The organism is Bradyrhizobium sp. TM233, from assembly GCF_036247965.1.
Classification (GTDB): domain Bacteria; phylum Pseudomonadota; class Alphaproteobacteria; order Rhizobiales; family Xanthobacteraceae; genus Bradyrhizobium; species Bradyrhizobium ottawaense.
The window spans coordinates 176,275-196,361 of the sequence record NZ_BTIG01000017.1 but is presented as its reverse complement, the minus strand read 5'-3'; the positions used below and the strand labels follow the sequence as shown (position 1 = coordinate 196,361).

18 protein-coding genes and 1 pseudogene are annotated in these 20,087 nt (G+C 64.5%); 6 read left to right on the top strand and 13 right to left on the bottom strand.

What is annotated here, in order from left to right; all coding sequences use genetic code 11:
- Window positions 1–50 precede the first annotated feature (50 nt).
- The 3 genes and pseudogenes from AABA86_RS27340 to AABA86_RS27330 all read right to left on the bottom strand — a co-directional run.
- Window positions 51–314: pseudogene (locus AABA86_RS27340) on the bottom strand (RNA-binding S4 domain-containing protein); the annotation flags it as partial.
- A gap of 10 nt (window positions 315–324) precedes the next feature.
- Window positions 325–3,756 (bottom strand): helicase-related protein, encoded by a 3,432-nt coding sequence (locus tag AABA86_RS27335; RefSeq protein WP_338309049.1) that lies wholly within the window; start codon window positions 3,754–3,756, stop codon window positions 325–327.
- A 585-nt stretch (window positions 3,757–4,341) separates the two neighbouring features.
- Window positions 4,342–5,151, bottom strand: coding sequence for a DUF3108 domain-containing protein (locus AABA86_RS27330; protein ID WP_212247573.1), 810 nt, complete (start codon window positions 5,149–5,151; stop codon window positions 4,342–4,344).
- A gap of 505 nt (window positions 5,152–5,656) precedes the next feature.
- On the opposite strand from AABA86_RS27330, the gene rpmB reads away from it, so the two are divergent.
- Together rpmB and AABA86_RS27320 are read left to right on the top strand one after the other, a co-directional pair.
- Window positions 5,657–5,968 (top strand): 50S ribosomal protein L28, encoded by a 312-nt coding sequence (gene rpmB / locus AABA86_RS27325; RefSeq protein WP_028141842.1) that lies wholly within the window; start codon window positions 5,657–5,659, stop codon window positions 5,966–5,968.
- A 209-nt stretch (window positions 5,969–6,177) separates the two neighbouring features.
- Entirely contained in the window at window positions 6,178–7,626 is a 1,449-nt protein-coding gene (locus AABA86_RS27320; RefSeq protein WP_338309048.1) for a caspase family protein, read from the top strand.
- A gap of 224 nt (window positions 7,627–7,850) precedes the next feature.
- Here the strand turns inward: AABA86_RS27320 and AABA86_RS27315 are convergent, their stop codons facing one another.
- The 5 genes from AABA86_RS27315 to AABA86_RS27295 form a co-directional block, all read right to left on the bottom strand.
- Window positions 7,851–8,408: a hypothetical protein gene (locus AABA86_RS27315; RefSeq protein WP_338309047.1), complete on the bottom strand. Its 558-nt coding sequence runs from the start codon at window positions 8,406–8,408 to the stop codon at window positions 7,851–7,853.
- Complete coding sequence (locus AABA86_RS27310; protein WP_338309045.1) at window positions 8,405–8,983, bottom strand: ComF family protein; 579 nt, start codon at window positions 8,981–8,983, stop codon at window positions 8,405–8,407. The genes AABA86_RS27315 and AABA86_RS27310 overlap by 4 nt, the downstream gene beginning before the upstream one ends.
- Before the next feature lie 252 nt (window positions 8,984–9,235).
- Window positions 9,236–9,514: a DUF1488 family protein gene (locus AABA86_RS27305; RefSeq protein ID WP_212247049.1), complete on the bottom strand. Its 279-nt coding sequence runs from the start codon at window positions 9,512–9,514 to the stop codon at window positions 9,236–9,238.
- Between the two features lie 188 nt (window positions 9,515–9,702).
- Window positions 9,703–9,999 carry a hypothetical protein gene (locus AABA86_RS27300; protein ID WP_338309043.1) on the bottom strand — a complete coding sequence of 99 codons (297 nt, stop codon included), beginning with the start codon at window positions 9,997–9,999 and terminating at the stop codon, window positions 9,703–9,705.
- A complete protein-coding gene (locus AABA86_RS27295; protein ID WP_212247052.1) occupies window positions 9,992–10,258 on the bottom strand; it encodes a hypothetical protein in 267 nt (88 codons plus the stop codon). Before AABA86_RS27295 ends, AABA86_RS27300 begins: the two co-directional genes overlap by 8 nt.
- Window positions 10,259–10,610: 352 nt before the next feature.
- Between AABA86_RS27295 and AABA86_RS27290 the strand changes: the two genes are divergently transcribed.
- The 3 genes from AABA86_RS27290 (at window position 10,611) to AABA86_RS27280 (ending at window position 12,806) form a co-directional block, all read left to right on the top strand.
- On the top strand, window positions 10,611–10,967 hold the full coding sequence (locus AABA86_RS27290; RefSeq protein WP_338309042.1) for a hypothetical protein: 357 nt from the start codon (window positions 10,611–10,613) through the stop codon (window positions 10,965–10,967).
- A 131-nt stretch (window positions 10,968–11,098) separates the two neighbouring features.
- Window positions 11,099–12,406: a DUF2235 domain-containing protein gene (locus AABA86_RS27285; RefSeq protein WP_338309041.1), complete on the top strand. Its 1,308-nt coding sequence runs from the start codon at window positions 11,099–11,101 to the stop codon at window positions 12,404–12,406.
- A 154-nt stretch (window positions 12,407–12,560) separates the two neighbouring features.
- Complete coding sequence (locus AABA86_RS27280) at window positions 12,561–12,806, top strand: PilZ domain-containing protein (RefSeq protein WP_026201681.1); 246 nt, start codon at window positions 12,561–12,563, stop codon at window positions 12,804–12,806.
- Between the two features lie 39 nt (window positions 12,807–12,845).
- On the opposite strand, the gene AABA86_RS27275 is transcribed toward AABA86_RS27280, so the two are convergent.
- The 5 genes from AABA86_RS27275 to cobS form a co-directional block, all read right to left on the bottom strand.
- A complete protein-coding gene (locus tag AABA86_RS27275; protein WP_212247058.1) occupies window positions 12,846–13,253 on the bottom strand; it encodes a hypothetical protein in 408 nt (135 codons plus the stop codon).
- A 298-nt stretch (window positions 13,254–13,551) separates the two neighbouring features.
- A complete protein-coding gene (locus AABA86_RS27270; RefSeq protein ID WP_338309040.1) occupies window positions 13,552–14,664 on the bottom strand; it encodes an NADH:flavin oxidoreductase/NADH oxidase in 1,113 nt (370 codons plus the stop codon).
- 299 nt (window positions 14,665–14,963) lie between these two features.
- On the bottom strand, window positions 14,964–16,046 hold the full coding sequence (locus AABA86_RS27265) for an esterase-like activity of phytase family protein (RefSeq protein ID WP_338309039.1): 1,083 nt from the start codon (window positions 16,044–16,046) through the stop codon (window positions 14,964–14,966).
- On the bottom strand, window positions 16,043–17,944 hold the full coding sequence (gene cobT, locus AABA86_RS27260; RefSeq protein WP_212247061.1) for a cobaltochelatase subunit CobT: 1,902 nt from the start codon (window positions 17,942–17,944) through the stop codon (window positions 16,043–16,045). The genes AABA86_RS27265 and cobT overlap by 4 nt, the downstream gene beginning before the upstream one ends.
- A 142-nt stretch (window positions 17,945–18,086) precedes the next feature.
- Window positions 18,087–19,085 carry a cobaltochelatase subunit CobS gene (gene cobS, locus AABA86_RS27255; RefSeq protein WP_008144548.1) on the bottom strand — a complete coding sequence of 333 codons (999 nt, stop codon included), beginning with the start codon at window positions 19,083–19,085 and terminating at the stop codon, window positions 18,087–18,089.
- A gap of 299 nt (window positions 19,086–19,384) precedes the next feature.
- Between cobS and AABA86_RS27250 the strand changes: the two genes are divergently transcribed.
- Window positions 19,385–20,047, top strand: a complete 663-nt coding sequence (locus tag AABA86_RS27250; RefSeq protein ID WP_212247063.1) for a DedA family protein — start codon at window positions 19,385–19,387, stop codon at window positions 20,045–20,047.
- Window positions 20,048–20,087 lie beyond the last annotated feature (40 nt).

The window sequence follows — 20,087 nt, the reverse complement described above, 5'->3', positions numbered from 1 at the left end:
CATGACGGCTTTGCGCGTTTGATCGACCAAGAAATGAATGCGATGCGCAATTAATTGCGCATCCCGAGCTCCTCGTAGAGCACCCGTGCCGAGGCAGCGTCGCCGCGGCGTTCGTTGAAGCCTGTGACTTTCAAGACGCGCACGGTGCGATCCAGCGCGACGGTGATGACGTCGCCGATCTTGATCGCATGCCCTGGCGACTTTTCGCGCTCACCGTTGACGCGAACATGGCCCTTTTCGACGAGCTCGGCCGCGGAAGTGCGCGCCTTCACCACCCGCGCGTGCCACAACCACTTGTCGAGGCGCTGCCGCTCGCTCGTGGGACTACTCCTTGCGCCCCGAGAGCTGCTCCTTCAGCGCAGCGAGCTTGGCGAAGGGCGAGTTCGGATCGGCCGGACGATCGCGCTCGCGCGGATTCGCGCTCGAGGCGTAGGGACGTAGCGAAGGTCCGCCCTGGCGGTCGCGGCCCTTGTCGCGGTCACGGCCACGGTTGTCACGGCCCTTGTCGCGATCTCCGCCGAACTTGCCCTTGTCGCGATCGCGGCCCTTGTTGTCGCGATCCTTGTTATCGCGATCCTTGCCCTCGAAGCGGCGATTCTTGTCGTCGCGCCCCTCGGGACGCGGCGCGCCTTCGCCGCCTTCGCGCGGCTTGCGGAAGTCTCTGCCGCCATCCCTGCGATGGCCGCCATGACGATGGCGCTCGCCCGGCTTCGCGCCCTCGGCTGCTTCGCCGGGCGCGGCGCTCGCCGCACCGGGTGCAGCGCCAGCTTCAGCGCCGGCCTGCGGACGCTGATGGTGGTGACGCTGGTGGCGATGGCGCTCGTGGCGCGGCTTGCGGTCCTCGTGACGGCCGCCGGGACGCCAGACCTCGATCAGCTCGGGCTCGGCGGGCGCCGCCGCAGCTTCAGGCGCAGCGGCGTCGGGGGACGCGGCAGCTTCGGTTGCGGCGGTCTCGGCAGGAGCGGCTTCGAGGCCGGCAGCCTCGACGGGCGCAGCGGGCTCTTCCGCCGGCGGCGCGATGCCGGGGGCGTCTTCGGGCGTGACGGGGGCCTCGGGAGAGGCTTCGAGCACAGGCTCGGCCTGCTGAGCCTGCTCGTCCTGCAGCTCCATGCCGGGCGCATCTTCGACGGTGACCGGCTCGGCGACCGCTTCGGTGGAGGGCTCCGCCGGCAGGCCGGCAACGGCCTCCGCCGCGGTCTCGGTCGAGGTCTCCGCGGTGCCTTCAGCCGGCGGCGTCTCGGCCGCGACGGTCGCGGCCACGACAGGCTTTTGCGGCAGCGGCGGACGCTTCTCCATGCGATAGCCGAGAGCGCGCAGCACCGAGGCGAAATCCTCGCCGGCAGATCCCGTGAGCGAGGTCATCGCCTGCGTCACCACGAAACTGCGGCCGTCGAAGGCGCCGGCCGGCTTTTCGCCGGACGCGTTCTCGCGCCAGGCCAGCGCCGGGCGGATCAGATCGGCAAGGCGCTCCAGGATGTCGACGCGCACGGCACGTTCGCCGGCCTGCTTGTAGCCGAGCACGCGATAGGCATCGCGCGGCAGCGCCTTGTCGACCGGGAACGAAGTGCGGCCGGACGAAGCGAGATGCTGCGCGCCCGACAGCGAGGACAGATCGACATTGTCCTGCTTCAGCGCCCACAAGAGCGCTGCGAGCGCACGCGCGGCGGGCTTCAAAAGGCCGGGGAAATAGATGTGATAGGCGCCGAAACGGACGCCGTATTTGCGCAGCACCGCGCGCGAGGGCTGGTCGAGATCCTTCAGCTCGTTGGCGATCTTGGGCCGCTCCAGCACGCCGAGCGCCTCGACCAGCTGATAGGCGATGCCGCGGGCGATGCCGGTGACGTCCTCGGCCTTGGAGAGCTCGAACATCGGCCCGAGCAGCTTCTCGACATGGGTCTTGAGCCAGAGCTCGAGCCGGGCCTGCACTTTTTCGCGCGGCGCCCCGGTGAGACGCTCGTCCGAGATGATGCGGATGCGCGGATGCAGCGCGTCCTCTGCGGCAGACAGCCGCGCCACGGCGTCGCCGGTCCAGCGGATGGTGCCTTCCGAGGTCAGCACGAACTGATCGTCCGGCGCGTTGCCGAGCTTTTCGGCGCGCGTGTTGATCTCGCCGGCGAGCACCGCTTGCGCTGCAGCCTGCAAGGCTTTCGCATCCGAACCAGCTTCCGCCGCATCCGGTGCAAAGGTGAAGCCGTCGAGGCGGCCGATGACATGGCCTTCGACGATGACTTCGCCGGTCTTGCCGATTTCAGTATTCAAGCTCGTGTTCTCCCGCAGGCGGCGCATCAATACACTGGTCCGGCGATCAACGAAACGCTCAGTCAAGCGTTCATGGAGCGCATCCGATAATTTATTTTCGACCTCGCGGGCGATCCCCTGCCAGCGTTCGGGGTCTTTCAGCCAGTCCGGGCGGTTGGCGACGAAGGTCCAGGTGCGGATCTGCGCGATCCGGGCCGACAGCGTGTCGATGTCGCCGTCGACGCGGTCGGCCTGGGTGACCTGGGCCTCGAACCAGGCGTCGGGGATGCATCCCTTCCGCATCAGGAAGCCGTACAGCGTGGTCACCAGCTCGGCATGGGCCGCCGGCGACAATTTTCGATAGTCCGGGACCTGGCAGGCCTCCCACAGCCGCTCCACGGCCGCCTTGCCATGCGCGACATCGCGCACCTCGGCGTCGCGGGCGGCGTGGTCGAGCACGCGCATGTCCTCGGCGACGGGCGCGCGCGTCAGCGCCTCATGGCCGGGGGCGAGGTTCAGGGACACCTGGAGCGCGCCGAGCGAGGAGAAATCCAGCCTGGCGTTGCGCCATTGCAGCATCTTCACGGGATCGAAGGTGTGGTTCTGCAGCGCGTTGACGAGCTCGGGCTCGAACGGCGCGCAGCGGCCGGTGGTGCCGAAAGTGCCGTTGCGCGTGGCGCGGCCGGCGCGCCCCGCAATCTGCGCGAATTCGGACGGCGTCAGCCGGCGGAACTGGTAGCCGTCGAACTTGCGGTCGGAGGCGAAGGCGACGTGGTCGACGTCGAGATTGAGGCCCATGCCGACGGCGTCGGTGGCGACGAGATAATCGACATCGCCGTTCTGGAACATCGCCACCTGCGCATTGCGGGTGCGTGGGCTGAGCGAGCCCAGCACCACGGCGGCGCCGCCATGCTGGCGGCGGATCAGCTCGGCGATGGCGTAGACCTCATCGGCCGAGAACGCGACGATGGCGGTGCGGCGCGGCTGGCGCGTGATCTTGCGGTCGCCGGCGAATTCCAGCTGCGACAGGCGCGGCCGCGTGATCATGGAGACGCCCGGCAACAGCCGCTCGATGATCGGGCGCATGGTGGCGGCGCCCAAGAGCAGCGTCTCGTCGCGGCCGCGGCGGTTGAGGATGCGATCGGTGAAGACGTGGCCGCGTTCGAGATCGCTAGCGATCTGGACCTCGTCGACGGCGAGGAAGGAGACGTCGAGGTCGCGCGGCATCGCCTCGACGGTCGAGACCCAATAGCGCGGGCTCTTCGGCTTGATCTTCTCTTCGCCGGTGACCAGCGCGACCGCTTCGCTGCCGACCCGGCTCGCGATCTTGTTGTAGACCTCGCGCGCCAAGAGGCGCAGCGGCAGCCCGATCATGCCGGAAGGGTGCGCCAGCATCCGCTCGATGGCGAGATGGGTCTTGCCGGTGTTGGTCGGCCCGAGCACCGCAGTGACGCCGGCGCCAGGCACGCGATCGGACGGCGCGCGCTCGGAAGCGAAGGGGGAGGAGGAAAAGGGCATCTGGGGGATTAGGTAGTGGCTGATAGGGCGAATGTCAGTGCTGTCTGGGCGGGGGCGGGGCTCGGGGCTGATCCGCCCCCATCAGCCCGTCATCCTTCGAGGGCCGCTGAAGAAGCGGCCACCTCAGGGTGACGGGACGTGGCAGCGGAGCATCCGGCGCCTCCCCAAACCTCGCGCAACTGTCTCACTTTGCGACGCTTTTCCCGTTTGTCTTAAGCTTCGGAACGACTCTAGAACGAATCGCGGCCGAATCGCTGACTCCTCCTGGAGTCATGTTCCGTTCACGCAACATGTCGCGGGAGTCTTATTGGCTGCAACTAGATGGAGTTTTGCGCCGCCGTACAAGTGACCTTTCGATGGCGCAAACCCTTAAGTTGGGGACGGCGCGGAGTCGAATCAGAATCGGGGAGGAGTCAAATGGATTCCGGGAACCAGCCGCCGGGACCATTTTTTGCGAAAACAACCCCATGCACAGTATTTAAGTGGTTGAAATAATTGCATTTTCTTTTAGCTCAAATCCCGCCGTCATTCCGGGCGCGCCTCTTGGCGCGAACCCGGAATGACGCGGACAGAGGCGCGACAGCCCTACTGCGTCTTCGCCACCCTTGGCGGCTGGGCCGTGGTGATGAAGCTGGTCGCTTCCAGCATGGCCGGCCCCAAGGGGGTCGGCACTTTCAGCCAGAACGGGACCAGGACGCGGGTGCCGGCGACGGGGGCGAAGGCGATCTCGATGTTGCGTTGGGCGGCGAGGTATTTGATCACGGGGCGGTCGGGGATGTAGCCGGCGACGGGCACGAAATAGAGCGAACAGACCACCACCGGGCCGTGATAGCCCTTCTCCGCCTTCACGTTCTCCATGCGCTTGAAATCGAGCTTGAGATCGTAGCGCATGCGGCCGTCGAACACCGGGGCCGAGTTGTGGCAGGCCTCCGGCGTAACAGGGTCGCCATTGCCGGGCACGCGCAGCAGCGAGGCCGTCATGGGGTCCCAGACGCCGCGGCGGTGCGCGTCGGTGACGACGATACGGTCGGGATCGACCGGCGGCTCCGGCAGAATGGCAAAATCCTTCACATTGCCCTTGTCGAGCGTGATGCGGATCTCTTCGGTCTTCTTCGAGGTGGTGGTGGAGGCCTGATAGCCGGTCGCCACCAGCGCGCCGTTGACGATGCGCCCTTGGCTGGCGCCGGTGCCGGACCCGCCCGTGAACGACTTCAGCAGCCCCGAGGTGCCGCCCGCAGCCGCTGCCGAGAACACATCGTCCTGGATGTCGATATTCCAGCCGCCCTTGCCGACGGGAATGCCGGCCAGCGAGGCCTCATATTGCGCCTCGAGCTTGCCCTGCGCCGCCGCCGGCACCGCGCCCCAGGCCACAGCCAGACCGCAAAGCGCCGCCAGCCAGCCGGCAAGGCGCGGGCGGACTGAGCGCTGTTCTGGCGCAAAAGGGGACGTTGTGAGCACGAAACAATCCAATCGGGGCGCGACGGTTGTTACTTAAGCCAAAAACCGCGGCGAGCAATGTGTCGGAGCGTGTCGAACCGGGAACTCCACCGGAGTCTTCAGGCGCGAATACGCCCTTTATGTGATGGTAAGGCGCGACAAACATTGCCGTTTTGGTGATTGAGGGGTAGCCGCGGGCTCTAAAACCTCTCCCGCTTGCGGGAGAGGTCGCGCGAAGCGCGGGTGAGGGCTTTCTTCCTCTGGGGGCACCTTCCGTGATAACGACGGCCCCTTCGCGCGCCTCCGCCGGGGCGCGGCCCCAAAAGACCGTCCAAAACCTTGACTGCCCGCCCCTTCCCCCCTATACGTCCGCCCGCTCCCTGCAAGGACGAAGAATTAGCCCCCGTGGCGCCCAGAATGGCGGCCGCACTCGTTAGGGGTTCGAAACTTAAGGATTTCTACCATGTCTCGCCGCTGCGAACTGACGGCCAAGGGCCCCCTCGTCGGCCACAAGGTCAGCCACTCCAACATCAAGACCAAGCGCCGCTTCCTGCCGAACCTCGTCAACGTGACGTTCATCAGCGAAGCCCTGGAGCGCAACGTGCGCCTGCGCGTCTCCACCAACGCGGTCAAGAGCGTCGACCACAATGGCGGTCTCGACGCTTTCCTGCTCAAGGCCAAGGCCGACCTTCTGTCGCCCCGCGCCCTCGAGCTGAAGCGCGCCATCCAGAAAAAGGTCGGCCCGACGGCCGCACCGGCGAAGAAGGCCAGCTAAGTCTTTCCAGAATTGGGCGGGGGCTAGGTTGCGTCGCGTGGCGTAGGCTTAGCCGGTAAGAGTTTTGCGGGACGGCCGGATCGGAAGATCCGGCCGTTTTTGTTTGTTTACTTCCCTCGAATTAAGCTCCGCACCGCGCAAGGTAATCCCGACGCCGGATCCCTTGTCCCTCAAAAATCATTCCCTGGAGAATTGCTTTGAAGAGATCAATGGCCGCGCTGGTGATCGGTAACTCGAGCTATCCAGACGGAAACGACCTGAAGAACCCGGTCAACGATGCAGCCGATCTTGGCGCCAAGTTGAAAGGCTACGGCTTTGAGGTCACCGTTGCCTTAGACTGCACCGCCAAGGAGATGGATAAGCAGATCAAGACGTTCCGAACATTCATAGAAACCCATGAAGTCGCGCTCTTCTTCTTTGCCGGGCATGGGATGCAGATTGAAGGCACCAACTACTTAATTGCAATTGATACAGACATGGAAACCGAGGACGACGCGAAACACAGCTCGCTCTCATTAGACAAAGTTGTCGATGCCCTGGCGAAGTCGAACTCTGCTACGAGAATCATAATTCTCGATGCGTGTCGAAGCAATCCTTGGGAGCGCAAGTGGCATCGCAGCCCTGGGGTGCGAGGTCTCGCGTCCGTCTATGCCCCGAAGGGCACGATCATCGGATTTGCTACGTCGCCGGGGGAAGTAGCCTACGACGGCGAAGGACGGAATGGCACCTATACCGCAGCTCTCTTGGACCATATTGACGCGGCCGACTGCTCGATCGAAACAATGTTCAAGCGCGTCCGAAATACGGTTGCCGCCGCAAGCAAGGGACGGCAAACGTCTTGGGAACACACATCACTCTCGGGCGAGTTCTACTTCAATCTTAGCCTCGGCAAACTTATAGACGACTATGACGATACCGCTCTCGCAGATCGCCTCTTCGTCATCGATCCGGCGATAACGTCTCACCAAATCATTTCTGGCTTAAAAACTCATAATTGGTACTCACAAAACTCGGCACTTCGTCTGCTAGATAAGACGTCCGTGCAGACGATGGAAAAGAACAGCCTCTTCGTGATTGGCCGGAATATCTATCAAGCGGCATGCGGAAGCGCGCGCGATTCGATCTACTTCTTGCAAAACTTCGTAAGCACGACGAACGGCTATGCCGTCGACAAACGCAAGGCGATCCTGGATGGCATGCTTTTCGAGATCTATTTCGACAGCAACGGAAAGTTGCGTAGCGCTGTAAAGAGCCGCCACTTCGATGAAGTCTTTGAACTGCAGAGACATTCGGCGCTTGCAGATAGCTTCGATTTTATCGCAAGAGCACTGACGGCTACTTCCAGTGACTTTTATGCAGTGCCCGGGAAGGACCATGATCTCGCGGTGACAATATCGACAAAGGATGATCCAGCCGGAACTCTCGTCGACGCCATTTATATTGGCGGCATCAACGCCCTTCGAATTAACGATGAATGGGCGAGCTCGCCGATTCGTTACTCGCGAACATATCGGTCAGATCTAATCGATACGCTCAGGGAGGAGCTATATCTGCCAACGCGACTACTCAAAGTCACTTTCACTCCCAAAGATATCCATTCAGAGGAGCAAATAATGATTCAACGCCACTGGACTGTTCGTAAACCGACGACGTCCTAGCAGCGGACCAGAAGACGCGTTCGACGCAATCGAGGGCAACTATTGCCCTTCCTAAACTTCGCACTCCAGTTCGATGGCGCTACTCAAACCAAGTCAGTTATCGCGGCCCTCCAAGATCCTACTATACTCGCCCCGGTAGCATCACCCGGAGGCGCATCCCGTAGATCACGCGCACACGACCGACCACAAGCCCGAGCTGAAAAACCTCGTCATCTGCTGCAGCCTCAGAGATTGAATGCTTGCTGAGTTCGGTTCGCCTTCTTCAAGCGGTCGGGCAGCGAAATTTTCCGAGCAAGATCGTCCAGAGTTTCGTCATCGCAACTGCTGAGAAGATCGACCAGCTCGTTCTCACTTCTGAAGTTGTAGAATTGTTTTTCGGGAGCGACGTAGACGACGACCGGCTTTTTTCGCGCGGCGAGCCACAGCATGTTCTGGACCGAGCCGGGACTCTTCCCGTCCCACAGGACAAAGCCGAGATCGGCGGCCCTAGCCATCTCTCGATCCTTTTGGGCGTAAAAATCCCGTCCCTGCAACTTCGCGTCGGCAACGACGTTTCGGGTCGGCCAACTTCCGACGTTGTTCCGCGGCGCAGTTCCAACGAAATAGACCGTCACGTCGGAATAGCCCAACTCGTGCAGACATGACTGCATGGCCTTGTCTGCACCATTGGCATCGCCAGTGATGATCGTCAGCCCATTCTGGACCATATTTTCCAGCCGGCTGCGAACCTCATTGCCGATACGGGCAATCTTTCGAGAGCCGGACAGAAAAACGGTGGTCATCGATTGCTTCTCGTTTTGGTCATCGTCAAGACGGAGACCTGCGCTGCCTCGCCTTGCTTATACAGCAAATCGGTCGCGACGCGTAGCGTAGAACCCGAGCGGTAGAGATCGTCGATCAACAGTACTTTCCTGCCTTTGAACTTTCCTTGGGAGGTGTCCAATTCTAGGGCTTCATCGAGGAGTTCCTTGCGCGCGATCGGGTCGGTGATGCCCTTCAGTTCCTCGGAGCCGCTGTTGGTGAGCGCGCCCTTCACCACAGCTACTTTGCGCCTTGCACCAAGCGCCTCCGCGATCAGCTCGACCGGCTGGACAGGACGGTTCTTCTTCGTCGGCGGAATGGGAATGATGAAATCAAACCCTTCAATTCCCTTGATATCGTCGAGTAGCGTAACAATCTGCTGAACCTTGGACTTATCGCCCTTGTACTTGAGCTGATACACAAGCTCGCCCATCTCACTGCGGGTATTGTCAAATCGATCATGACCGGACTCATCCGTCCCGAGGTGGGTGCTCGATACGGTATGTAGATCGAAGGCCTTGCCCGACGTCCAGTTGCCATCCAGGTTGATAGCCATATGCCCCCTCCACTAGCTGTGATGGAGCATATGGTACTATCAATCTCCGGATGCAGTCGGCATTTCTGCCAAAGGCAGGCGCTTCCACTCCGTTTCGGCCATGCTTGCCCCGGTCGCACCACCCGGAGGCACGTCTACGATCCAGGCGGCGGCACGGTGGCGGGCCCGACTGGGAGGTCAACGTCAGCCTGGGGGCCAGGGCTCGCCGCCGGCTAAGACAATGAAGGGATCGCTGCTCCGCGCAGCCTCCCCCTACCCCCGAAAATCAATGCTCCGCAGCACGATCCCCGGTGGCGTCCCTTCGAACTCCGTCGCCTGATACTTCCGGCCCGCGCAGGCTTCGATGCGCTCGCGCAGGCGGGTGAACTGGGCTTCGCGCTCATTGGGGCGGGCGCGGGGGCCGCGCTCGAGGTCGTCCATGGCGGAGGTCGAGATCGCGCAGGCGAATTCCTTCGCGCCGTCCTGCATCGAGAACTGGACGATGCCGCGGTCCTGGTCGTGGCCGATGAAGCGGCTGGTGGTGAGCGTCATGGGGTTACTCCTGTACTGCGCGCGTCCCGGCCTGGTGCGCAATTGCGCACGGGGGGCCGGGACCTATGACCCGGTCGGCTTGATCAAACACGCCGTGGCACGAGCATCTGCAACAACTCAATTCCGTGGCTACGGGTCCCGGATCTGCGCTTCGCTTGTCCGGGACGACACCTGTGTAGCGGCCGCCTTCAGCCGTCGCCGTTGAGCCTTGCGAAATCGTCGAACAGGGCGGCCACCAGCGCGCGGTGGCGGGTGTCCTCGCTGGGCAGGCTCGCGGCGTAGAGGTTGAGCAGATAGCGGGCCTTCACCGCGGCTTCCGGCCACGACATCGCCGGCACCGTCAGCATGCGGCTTTCGAGATCGGCCTCGCGCTCGCGCAGCTCGCGGACATTGTTCTCGACCTCGGCCAGCGCGCGGCGCAGATCGGTGGCCTTTTGCGCAGCCATGCCGCGGTGCTTGTCGAGATCGACCGGAACATCAGTCATGGGCGGTCGCATCGATGCGTTGAGCGTCCGCGAGGTCGACCGAGCCGATCGCATGCACTTCCGTGGTGCCGCCGCGCGCACCCTCGGTGGGCACCGTGATCATGGTGGCGACGCGGCGCCAAGCGGCGAACGACAGGCCCTCGATCATCTCCTCGTCGGTGACGACGTCATAGCGGCCCGCCGGCAATTCGCGCGCGATGCCGCGGATGTGAAACGGATGCTTGAACGTCACGGATTCGTGCCGCGAGCGGATGGTCATGCGCGCCTGCCTTTCAAAAAGAGGGGCCCCACCGGACGCTGGCGAGCGCGAGCATGCGCGCATTGCGCGGCAATAGCCAGCGTTATTGTCGGCAGCGCGCGCCAACGCGGCACGCGTGGTGATTGCGCGCGCGGCGTTTTAGCCCTCGCTATCGGCGCGATGCAGGCGTAGAGTCATCGCATCACCGCACATCTCGCAACGGCTTCGACCGGTGACTGAGGGTGACGTGCGCTCCCGCCGCAAGTTCGAGCAGGAGCGAGCATGTCGCAGTTTCGCCTTTCCGAATGGATCGTGCCGCCGGTTGTGGTTCCGCTGTTCCTTCTGCTGCTGGTGTGCGCGGCGGCCATCTTCAATGGCTAGGGCCATTCGCGTGCCCTATCTCGTCAGCGCCACCAGCGAATATGGCTGCGCCAATCTCGGCCGCGGCAGTGCCGGCCTGGCGCTGCGGCTGGCGCGAAAGTTTCTGCGCGACGGCGCCATCGACGTGAAGGTCTGCACGCCGCGCGGACGCGTGCTGCAATCGGACGAACTGGACGAACTCGCACCGCCAGAGAAATTTCAGGAGGAGACCGACATGGCCAAGGGACAGCAACGCGGCAATCGCGAGACCAAGAAGCCGAAGAAGGACAAGGCCAAGGTGATCGCGGCAGCGCCGAGCCGCAAGGATGCGGCCTGGCAGCCGGATTTCGGACCGGGCAAGAAGAAGTAGCGGCTTCCTTCGCCTCGCCCCACCTGCGGGGCGAGGGAGCGCAGCGCCGTCGCGGCTGACGTCGCCGGCTCCTCGCCGTCGCGCTTTTTTGCTATACTCGTCCCGGTAGCATTACCGGGAGGGGATGACCCTTGGAGCACGACCGCACGACCGCGCCGAAAAACCTCGTCATCTGCTGTGACGGCACCGGTAACGAGATCTCGGAGAACATCTCCAACGTCCTCAAGCTCTATCGCTGCCTGCGCAAGACCGACAGGACGTCGCCGCGGCAGATGGTGTTTTACGATCCGGGCGTCGGCACCGTGACGGAGCCGACGACGTGGCACCGGCTCAAGGCCAATATCAACCTGGTGCTGGGGCTCGCCACCGGCTACGGGTTAGATGCCAACGTGCTCTCGGCCTATTGCTTCCTGGTCGAGCACTATGCGCCCGGCGACAAGATCTATCTGTTCGGCTTTTCGCGCGGGGCCTACACGGTTCGGGTGCTGGCGGGGCTGATCCACAAGATCGGCCTGATCAGGCCGGAGCAGGCGAATCTCGCGGGAAGCGGTCTCGTCGCCTACAAGCAATATTCCGGCACCGGGCGCGGCAACGACGTCGAGGACCTCAAGGACGTCGCCTTCGACGACCAGGGGCCGCTGCCGAAGGACCAATTCGATCTCGCCGCGCAGTTCGCGCGCATCACCTCGACGCGCTGGCCGACCATCCACTTCGTCGGCGTGTGGGACACGGTGGCGAGCGTGATCGTGCCGCGCGCCGACCGGCTGTTCTGGCCGAGCCTGGAGGAGCTCGCCTTCACGCTGCGCAATCCCAGCGTCGAGATTTTTCGGCAGGCGATCGCGATCGACGAGCGGCGCTGCATGTTCCGCCTGAAGAAGTACTGGGAGCCGCAGGAGTTCTGGAGCAACCGCTATGTGCCCGACGAGAAGAAGGTGCCGCAGGACATCCTGCAGGTGTGGTTCTCCGGCGTGCACAGCGACGTCGGCGGCGGCTATCCGGAAGCCGAGAGCGGCGACTCCAAATATCCGCTGATCTGGATGATCGCGGAGGCGGAGAAGGCGGGGCTGAACTTCAACCCGGCGACCATCAAGCAGCTCGCCTGGGGCATCCAGCGCAAGAACTCGCCGTTCAAATATGTGGAACCGGCCTATACGGGGCAGACGGGCGTGCTGCACGATTCCATGACGCCCGCCTGGCGGCTGCTGGAATTCTTTCCGAAGAGCGCGAAGTACCGGGAGTGGCCGGAGCGGAAGGTGCTGTTCGGCTTCTACATCCCCGACTGCGAGCCGCGCCTCATTCCGAAGGGCGCGCATGTGCATGAGAGCGTGCTGAAGCGAATGGCGGTGGAGCCGGACTATCGGCCGGTGAACATGCCGAAGGTGTATGAGACGGTGCCGATGCCGGTGCGGCCGGGGGTGGATGTGGCGGAGGCGGTGTGAGGCGACACGCCCCACCCCGCTACCGCCGCTTTCTGCCTTCGCCGCTACTTTTCATTAAAATTCTCCCGCCCGCTTTAGCCGGATCGCATCAACTCTTCCGCATCATCCTGCACCGTGTCCGCCGCTAGACCTGCGGAATTGGAGGAGAGTGCCAATGTATCCGCGTAAATATGCCCGCGTGAAGCCTGCAGGACTGGTGTCGCGCCAGGCCAAGATCATCACCGACCCCCGCGCGCCTGTCATCAACTGCACGCTGATCGACTATTCGCCCGGCGGCGCCTGCGTCGATCTCGGCGGCCAGGTGAACATCCCCGATCGCTTCGAGCTGCTGCACGTCAACACCAAGAAGCGCTGCCGCATCGCCTGGAAGCGCGGCACGCGGGTGGGTGTGGTGTTCTGAGGGACGTCTTGCCCCTTCCAGGGGAGAGTGAAGAGAAGGCTACTTCCGCATCCTCGCTTTCGCACCGCCGACGATCTGCATGGCGACGCCGGCGACCCAGCCGAGCAGAGCCAGCCAGGTCCAGGCCAGGTGCGGATCGAGGCGGAGCACGATGACGGCGACGGAGGCGAGCGCGGTGAGCGTGGCGCAGAGCGTGCCGGCCGCGCTGAGGAATTCGGCGGCGTCGATCGCGCTATGCGCCTCGTCGAACGGCAATTGCGGCGTGTCGATGCCGAGATAGAAGCCGACAAAGCCCAGCACCATCATCACCATCAGAAAGCCCTGGGTGGTGAGCGCCGATATCGCCGATCCCACATAGGCACCGACGAACAGCCCGCACGCCGCGCCGGCCATCGCAAGCCCCACGCGCTCGAACACATGGGCGGTTTTGCGAACACGAAAACGCATGGCGGGCCTCCGTGAGCAGTTGGGTCGCGCAAGGTTAGGCCAGTTTTGCGGGGGGTGGAAGCTGGGGAGATTTACGGAGGGGGGCGGGCGAAAGGCCGCGCGACATTCTCCGCTGTCGTCGCTGCGCACGCAGGGACCCATAACCACAGGAAGTGGTGAGGCGAAGACTCTTAGTTAAGTTGTCAACCGCCACCGCGCGCCATCGATGGATCACGCGGTATGGGTCCCTGCGTGCGCAGGGATGACAGCAGAGTTTGTGGCGCGGGTATCGCCCCACACGCGCCTCAACCACGCACCCCTACCTCGCCCCGAACGTCGTCTTGCCGAACAGCGCCTTCTGCGTCGAGGGCTGCGAGCGCCAGTATTGCGGCGGGGCCTCGACCTCGCCGCCGACATCGGCGGCGGCGTGCCAGGCCCAGCGCGGGTCGTAGAGCATGCCGCGGGCGAGCGCGACCATGTCGGCCTTGCCGGATGCGACGATCTCTTCGGCCTGCTTGCCGTCGGTGATCAGGCCGACGGCGATCGTCGGCAATCCGGTCTCGCGCTTGATGCTGTCTGCGAACTGCACCTGATAGCCGGGGCCGAGCGGGATCTTCTGCAGCGGCGAGACGCCGCCGGAGGAGGCGTCGATCCAGTCGACGCCGCGCGCCTTCAGCGCATTGGCGAATTCGATCGTCTGCGCCAGATCCCAGCCGCCCTCGACCCAGTCGGTCGACGACACCCGCATGCCGACCGGCTTGTCGTGCGGGAAGACGGCGCGGACCGCATCAAAGATCTCGAGCGGGAAGCGCATGCGGTTCTGCAAGCTCCCGCCATATTCGTCGGTGCGCCTGTTGGAGATCGGCGACAGGAACTGATGCAAGAGATAGCCGTGCGCGCCGTGCAGCTCGATGGCGTCGATGCCGATGCGCTCCGCGCGGCGGGCTGCGTCGACGAAGGCCTCGCGGATGCGCTTGAGGCCCGCCGCGTCCAGCGCGAGCGGGGCGGCCTCGCCCTCCTTGTGCGGCAGCGCCGATGGCGCCACCGTCTGCCAGCCGCCCTGCTCCACCGGGATCAGCTGGCCGCCGTCCCATGGCCGCGCGCTACTGGCCTTGCGGCCGGCATGGGCGAGCTGCATCGCGATCGCGGTCGAGGAATGCTTGCGCACCGAGGTGAGCACCTGCTTCAGCGCGGCTTCGGCGGCATCGCTGTAGAGCCCGAGGCAGCCGGGCGTGATGCGGCCGATCGCCTCGACATGGGTCGCCTCGATGCAGAACATCGCCGCGCCCGACAGGCTGAGATTGTTGATGTGGGTGAAGTGCCAGTCATTGGCGACGCCGTCGTCGGCCGAATACTGGCACATCGGCGACACCACGATGCGGTTCTTCAACGTCAGGCCGCGCAGCTTGATCGGGGAAAACAGGACGCTCATGCGGGGGAGTTCCGGTAAGAGGGATGGAAGCAATTGCATGGAGTGTAATGGGCGGACGGCAGATTGCCAGCCCTCGCGGGCGGCATGGCAGCGGGCAGGGCCATGCATTGCCGCTCGACGGCGGTTTCGTGCCCCGGACACGGCGCAGCGCGCAGCGCGCAGCGCGCAGCGATGCGCCGCAGAGCCGGGGCCCATGCAACAGCGAACGCGCGGTTTCCTGGGTCCCGGCTCTGCGCAGCAACGCTCGCGCGTTGCAGCGCGTCCGGGACACGCGAGCGCAATGGTGGCTACGACACGGCCTACTCCGCCAGCGTGAACTGCAGCAGCAGGGTTCGCTGCAGCATCGAGAAATTGTCGTCGGAGATCAGCGTCAGCACGGTCTCGCCGTCGGGCGTGACGTGGGCGTCGATGCCTTCCATGTTGTCGACCTCGTGGCCGAGATCGGCGGCGAACAGCGCGGGGCCGTCGACCAGCGCGCCCGGCGCGATCGACTTCAGGGGGATCGAGCGGATGCGGATGTTGACGCCGGTGAACCAGGAGAATTTGCGCTCGAGGATCAGAAGCTCGCCGGAGGGCAGCAGCACGGCATCGCTGATGTCGTATTTCTCGGTGCGGCGCACGCTGAACTGGCCGGGCGTGGGGCCGCCGATCAGGAAGGCTGTGAGGTTGCCGTCGGCATCCAGCCCGCGCTCGGAGAAGGCGATCAGGGTGCCCGCCAGCGGCATGTTCTGGTCTTTGCCTTTGGGCACGACGACCAGCGCTTCGAGTCCCTTGTTGGACGGCAGCTTGCGCACGCCCGCCGGCACCGGTACCACCTCGCCGCGCGCGCGCGTGCCGCCCTTGGAGAAATCGTAGCGCAGGATCTGGTTGACGCGCTCGAGCCCGACATAGACGAAATTGCCGTCGCGCGCGATCGATTCCGAATCCCACCACAGGCGCTTTTCCGTGATCGGCCGCCCTTCGGCGCCGAGCAGCGGCGCGGCCTCGACGTCGGCGAGCCCGGCCATGTTGCGGCCGGAATAGCGGATGCGACCCGTGAACCAGCCGCCCTGGTCGGAGACCGCGAGGAAGCCCTCGCCCTTGGCATCGAGCCGGATGCCGGACAGGCCGCCAAAACCGCGATAGGGCGAGGTCAGCACCAGACCGCTGCGATAGTCCAGCGAGCCGAAGCGCGTGCGCGTGCGGTCACGCGGCTCGAAATCGGGAATGGCGCGCGCGTTGACCTCGACGCTGACAGGCTCGACGACGGCGTTCTCGACCTGAAGCGCGCGCGGCTGCGGCTCGGTCGCGGCTTGCGCCTGCGCCAGGCGGGAGAGTGCGAGAGTGGAAAATCCCGCCGCTGCGTGCCTAAGGAAGCTGCGGCGGGATCGATGCGTGCTCACGAATGCAATTTGCGTCGCGGGCGACCGGCCGGCTGGGTTGGTGCGGTGTTGGTCTCGCTGAAGAGTTCGGCGAGCTTCTCGGTGATGGCGCCGCCGAGCTCCTCGGCATCCACGATCGTCACCGCGCGGCGGTAGTAGCGCGTCACGTCATGGCCGATGCCGATCGCGATCAGCTCGACCGGCGAGCGGGTCTCGATCTCCTCGATGATGTGGCGCAGATGCCGCTCGAGATAATTGCCGGGATTGACCGACAGCGTGGAATCGTCGACCGGCGCACCGTCCGAGATCATCATCAGGATCTTGCGCTGCTCGGCCCGACCCAAGAGGCGCTTGTGCGCCCAGTCCAGCGCCTCGCCGTCGATGTTCTCCTTCAGCAGCCCCTCGCGCATCATCAGGCCGAGATTCTTTCGCGCACGGCGCCAGGGGGCGTCGGCGGATTTGTAGATGATGTGGCGGAGATCGTTGAGACGGCCCGGATTGGCCGGCTTGCCGGCGGCAAGCCACGCCTCGCGCGATTGCCCGCCCTTCCAGGCGCGCGTGGTGAAGCCCAAAATCTCGACCTTGACGCCGCAACGCTCCAGCGTGCGGGCGAGGATGTCGGCACAGGTCGCGGCGACCGTGATGGGCCGTCCGCGCATCGAGCCGGAATTGTCGAGCAGCAGCGTCACCACGGTGTCGCGGAACGTCGCCTCCTTCTCGTGCATGAAGGACAGCGGATGATAGGGATCGGTGACGACGCGCGACAGGCGCGCGGGGTCCAGAATGCCCTCTTCGAGATCGAACTCCCAGGCGCGGTTCTGCTGCGCCATCAGGCGGCGCTGCAGGCGGTTGGCGAGGCGGGCGACGATGCCTTGCAGATGCGCGAGCTGCTTGTCGAGATAGGCGCGCAGGCGCTCCAGCTCGTCATGGTCGCAGAGGTCTTCGGCGGCGATGATCTCGTCGAATTTCGGCGCGAAGGCGTGATATTCCGGCCCGCGCGGCTCGTTCTTGCCGTGCGAATTCGGACGCGTCGCCTCGCCCGGTGTCTCGTCGTCACCGAGCTCGCCGTCGTCGAACGTGTCCGAGGTCGAGGCCTGCGCGCTTTCCATCGCGCTCTCGCTCATCTCTTCCGAGCTCGCCTGCGCCTGGTCGGCGCTCATCTCCTGCGCGGCGTCGGAATCGGGCGAGCCTTCGGCGCCGGACTGGTCGTTGTCGCCGTCCTGGTTCTCGTCGTTCTCGTCATTGTCTTCGCTGTCGGCGTTGCGCTCGTCGCCGATATCGAGCGCGGTCAGGAGATCGTGCACGGCGTCGCCGAACCGGGTCTGGTCCTCGACCAGGGTGTCGAGACGGTCGAGCCGCTTGCCGATCTTGTCTTCGAGAATGGGACGCCAGAGATCGACCATCTTCTTCGCGGCGGTCGGCGGCGCCATGCCGGTCAGGCGCTCGCGCACCAGCATCGCCAGCGCGTCGGCCAGCGGGGCGTCGGCACGGTCGGTGATCTCGTCGAACTTGCCGCGATGGAAATGGTCGTCGAGCATCGCGGTGAGGTTCTTGGCAACGCCCGCCATGCGGCGCGCGCCGATCGCCTCAACCCGTGCCTGCTCCACCGCCTCGAACACGCCGCGCGCCTGCGGATTGCCGGGCATCAGCTTGCGATGCAGCTTGGCATCGTGACAGGCGATCTTCAGCGCGATGGAATCGGCATGACCCCGCACGATCGCGGCATCGCGCTTGGTCATTTTGCGCGCGGGCTCGGGCAGCCGCGCCTTGCCGGGTGCGAGGCCCGGCCGCTCGGCCGCGAAGGAGACGTCGAGCTCCGGCGTCTTGGCGATCGCCTTCAGGCAGGAGGCGACCGAGCGCTTGAACGGCTCGGTCGGCGCTTCCTTGGTGCTGCGGAATTTGGAGTTGGAGGTGGTCATCTGACCCTATCTGTCGTCCCGGCGAACGCCGGGACCCATAACCACCGGCCGCTCTCGTGTCAGGAAACTATCAGCGTCGTTTCAATCGAAACATCACGCGGTATGGGTCCCGGCGTTCGCCGGGACGACACACCGTGAGAGATCAGCTCAGCGCCACATTCACCGCCGATTCCGGCAGCTCGGCGTTGAAGCAGCGCTGGTAGAACTCGGCGACCAGGGGACGTTCGAGCTCGTCGCACTTGTTGAGGAAGGTGACGCGGAACGCAAAGCCGATATCGCCGAAGATGTCGGCGTTCTCGGCCCAGGTGATCACCGTGCGCGGGCTCATCACCGTCGACAGATCGCCATTGGCGAAAGCGTTACGGGTGAGATCGGCGAGGCGCACCATCTTGTTGACGATGTCGCGGCCTTCCTGCGTGCGATAGTGCTTGGCCTTGGCCAGCACGATCTCCACTTCCTCGTCATGGCTGAGATAGTTCAGCGTGGTGACGATCGACCAGCGGTCCATCTGGCCCTGGTTGATCTGCTGGGTGCCGTGATAGAGGCCCGAGGTGTCGCCGAGGCCGACGGTGTTGGCGGTGGCGAACAGCCGGAACGACGGATGCGGCTTGATCACCTTGTTCTGGTCGAGCAGCGTCAGGCGTCCCGAGACCTCCAGCACGCGCTGGATCACGAACATCACGTCCGGGCGGCCGGCGTCGTATTCGTCGAACACCAGCGCGACGTTGTGCTGGAGCGCCCAGGGCAGGATGCCGTCGCGGAATTCGGTGACCTGCTTGCCGTCGCGGACCACGATCGAGTCCTTGCCGACGAGGTCGATACGGCTGATGTGGCTGTCGAGGTTGACGCGGACGCAGGGCCAGTTCAGGCGGGCCGCGACCTGCTCGATATGGGTGGATTTGCCGGTGCCGTGATAGCCGGTCACCATCACGCGGCGGTTGCGGGCGAAGCCGGCGAGAATGGCGAGCGTGGTGGCACGGTCGAAGCGATAGTCGGAATCGACTTCGGGCACGTGAGGATCGACTTCGGAATAGGCGGGGACTTCGAGATCGCTGTCGATCCCGAACACCTGCCGCACCGACACCTTCATGTCGGGCAGACCGGAAACTTCCTCAACTTTGGACAGGGCGGCGGTCGTCATCAATCCTCCGAGGTCCCGGGCGATCCCGAAACCAGTTATTTGCACGTTGGCTGCGGCTGGGTGCTGAAAATCAACCTATCAGAGACCAGTGGCCGGCAGAAGCCCGTGCCACAATCAAAGTTCCATTGTCTTTTCATTTAGATAGGCAAGGAACGCAGTTTTTGGAGGGCTGCCTTGCGAATCACGCTGGAATTTCGCGCCGGAGGGCCGGCCTTGCCCATGCCAGATGGCACTTTCACCGGCTCTCCTTACTTATGTAGGGTTCAAGCCCCAGTGCTCCAGCCCGCCACAGAGACGACGTGACGTCCTTCCTCGATCCCCTCATCTTGTTCGTCTCGGCCCATCCGTGGCTGGCCTATCTGACCCTGTTCCTGGCGGCCCTGCTCGAAGCGGTCCCGGTGGTGGGATCGGTCATTCCCGGCTCGACCATCATCCTGGCGCTCAGCGCCCTGGTTCCGGGCGGCGAGTTGATGCTGCCATGGGTGCTGCTGGCGGCGTCGGTCGGCGCCGTGCTCGGAGACGGCTCGGCCTATTGGGTCGGGCATCGGCAGCAGCGCAAAATCCTCAACACCTGGCCGCTGACCAATTATCCGCGCGTGGTCGCCGAGAGCGAGAGCTTCTTCCACCGCTTCGGCACCTGGGCCGTGTTCTTCGCCCGCTTCGTGCCGCCGATCCGCGCCTTCGTCCCCGTGACCGCCGGCGCGCTCGGCATGGCGCCGGCGAAGTTCTATGCCGTGAACATCCCGGCGATCCTGGTCTGGGCCCCCGCGCACGTGCTGCCGGGCGTGCTGGCGGTGTCGGCGCTGCACGAATATGCCGGGCTGCATCACCACGGGCATGTCGGCAAGCATATCTGGATGTTGACGGTGGTTGCGGTTGCGATCGTTGGCGGCGTGGGCGTGTGGATCTATCGGAGGCGGCAGAACGGTGGTGTCGCAGCGACGGCCAAGCCACGGGTTTAGCCGGCGCCACACCGCAGGTGTCGTCCCTGCGAACGCAGGG

Coding starts and splice junctions, on each gene's coding strand:
- AABA86_RS27335 (WP_338309049.1), bottom strand. CDS start 3,756: ATGCCCTTTTCCTCCTCCCCCTTCGCTTCCGAGCGCGCGCCGTCCGAT.
- rpmB (WP_028141842.1), top strand. CDS start 5,657: ATGTCTCGCCGCTGCGAACTGACGGCCAAGGGCCCCCTCGTCGGCCAC.
- AABA86_RS27320 (WP_338309048.1), top strand. CDS start 6,178: ATGGCCGCGCTGGTGATCGGTAACTCGAGCTATCCAGACGGAAACGAC.
- AABA86_RS27315 (WP_338309047.1), bottom strand. CDS start 8,408: ATGACCACCGTTTTTCTGTCCGGCTCTCGAAAGATTGCCCGTATCGGC.
- AABA86_RS27310 (WP_338309045.1), bottom strand. CDS start 8,983: ATGGCTATCAACCTGGATGGCAACTGGACGTCGGGCAAGGCCTTCGAT.
- AABA86_RS27305 (WP_212247049.1), bottom strand. CDS start 9,514: ATGACGCTCACCACCAGCCGCTTCATCGGCCACGACCAGGACCGCGGC.
- AABA86_RS27300 (WP_338309043.1), bottom strand. CDS start 9,999: ATGACTGATGTTCCGGTCGATCTCGACAAGCACCGCGGCATGGCTGCG.
- AABA86_RS27295 (WP_212247052.1), bottom strand. CDS start 10,258: ATGACCATCCGCTCGCGGCACGAATCCGTGACGTTCAAGCATCCGTTT.
- AABA86_RS27290 (WP_338309042.1), top strand. CDS start 10,611: ATGGCTAGGGCCATTCGCGTGCCCTATCTCGTCAGCGCCACCAGCGAA.
- AABA86_RS27280 (WP_026201681.1), top strand. CDS start 12,561: ATGTATCCGCGTAAATATGCCCGCGTGAAGCCTGCAGGACTGGTGTCG.
- AABA86_RS27275 (WP_212247058.1), bottom strand. CDS start 13,253: ATGCGTTTTCGTGTTCGCAAAACCGCCCATGTGTTCGAGCGCGTGGGG.
- AABA86_RS27270 (WP_338309040.1), bottom strand. CDS start 14,664: ATGAGCGTCCTGTTTTCCCCGATCAAGCTGCGCGGCCTGACGTTGAAG.
- cobT (WP_212247061.1), bottom strand. CDS start 17,944: ATGACCACCTCCAACTCCAAATTCCGCAGCACCAAGGAAGCGCCGACC.
- cobS (WP_008144548.1), bottom strand. CDS start 19,085: ATGACGACCGCCGCCCTGTCCAAAGTTGAGGAAGTTTCCGGTCTGCCC.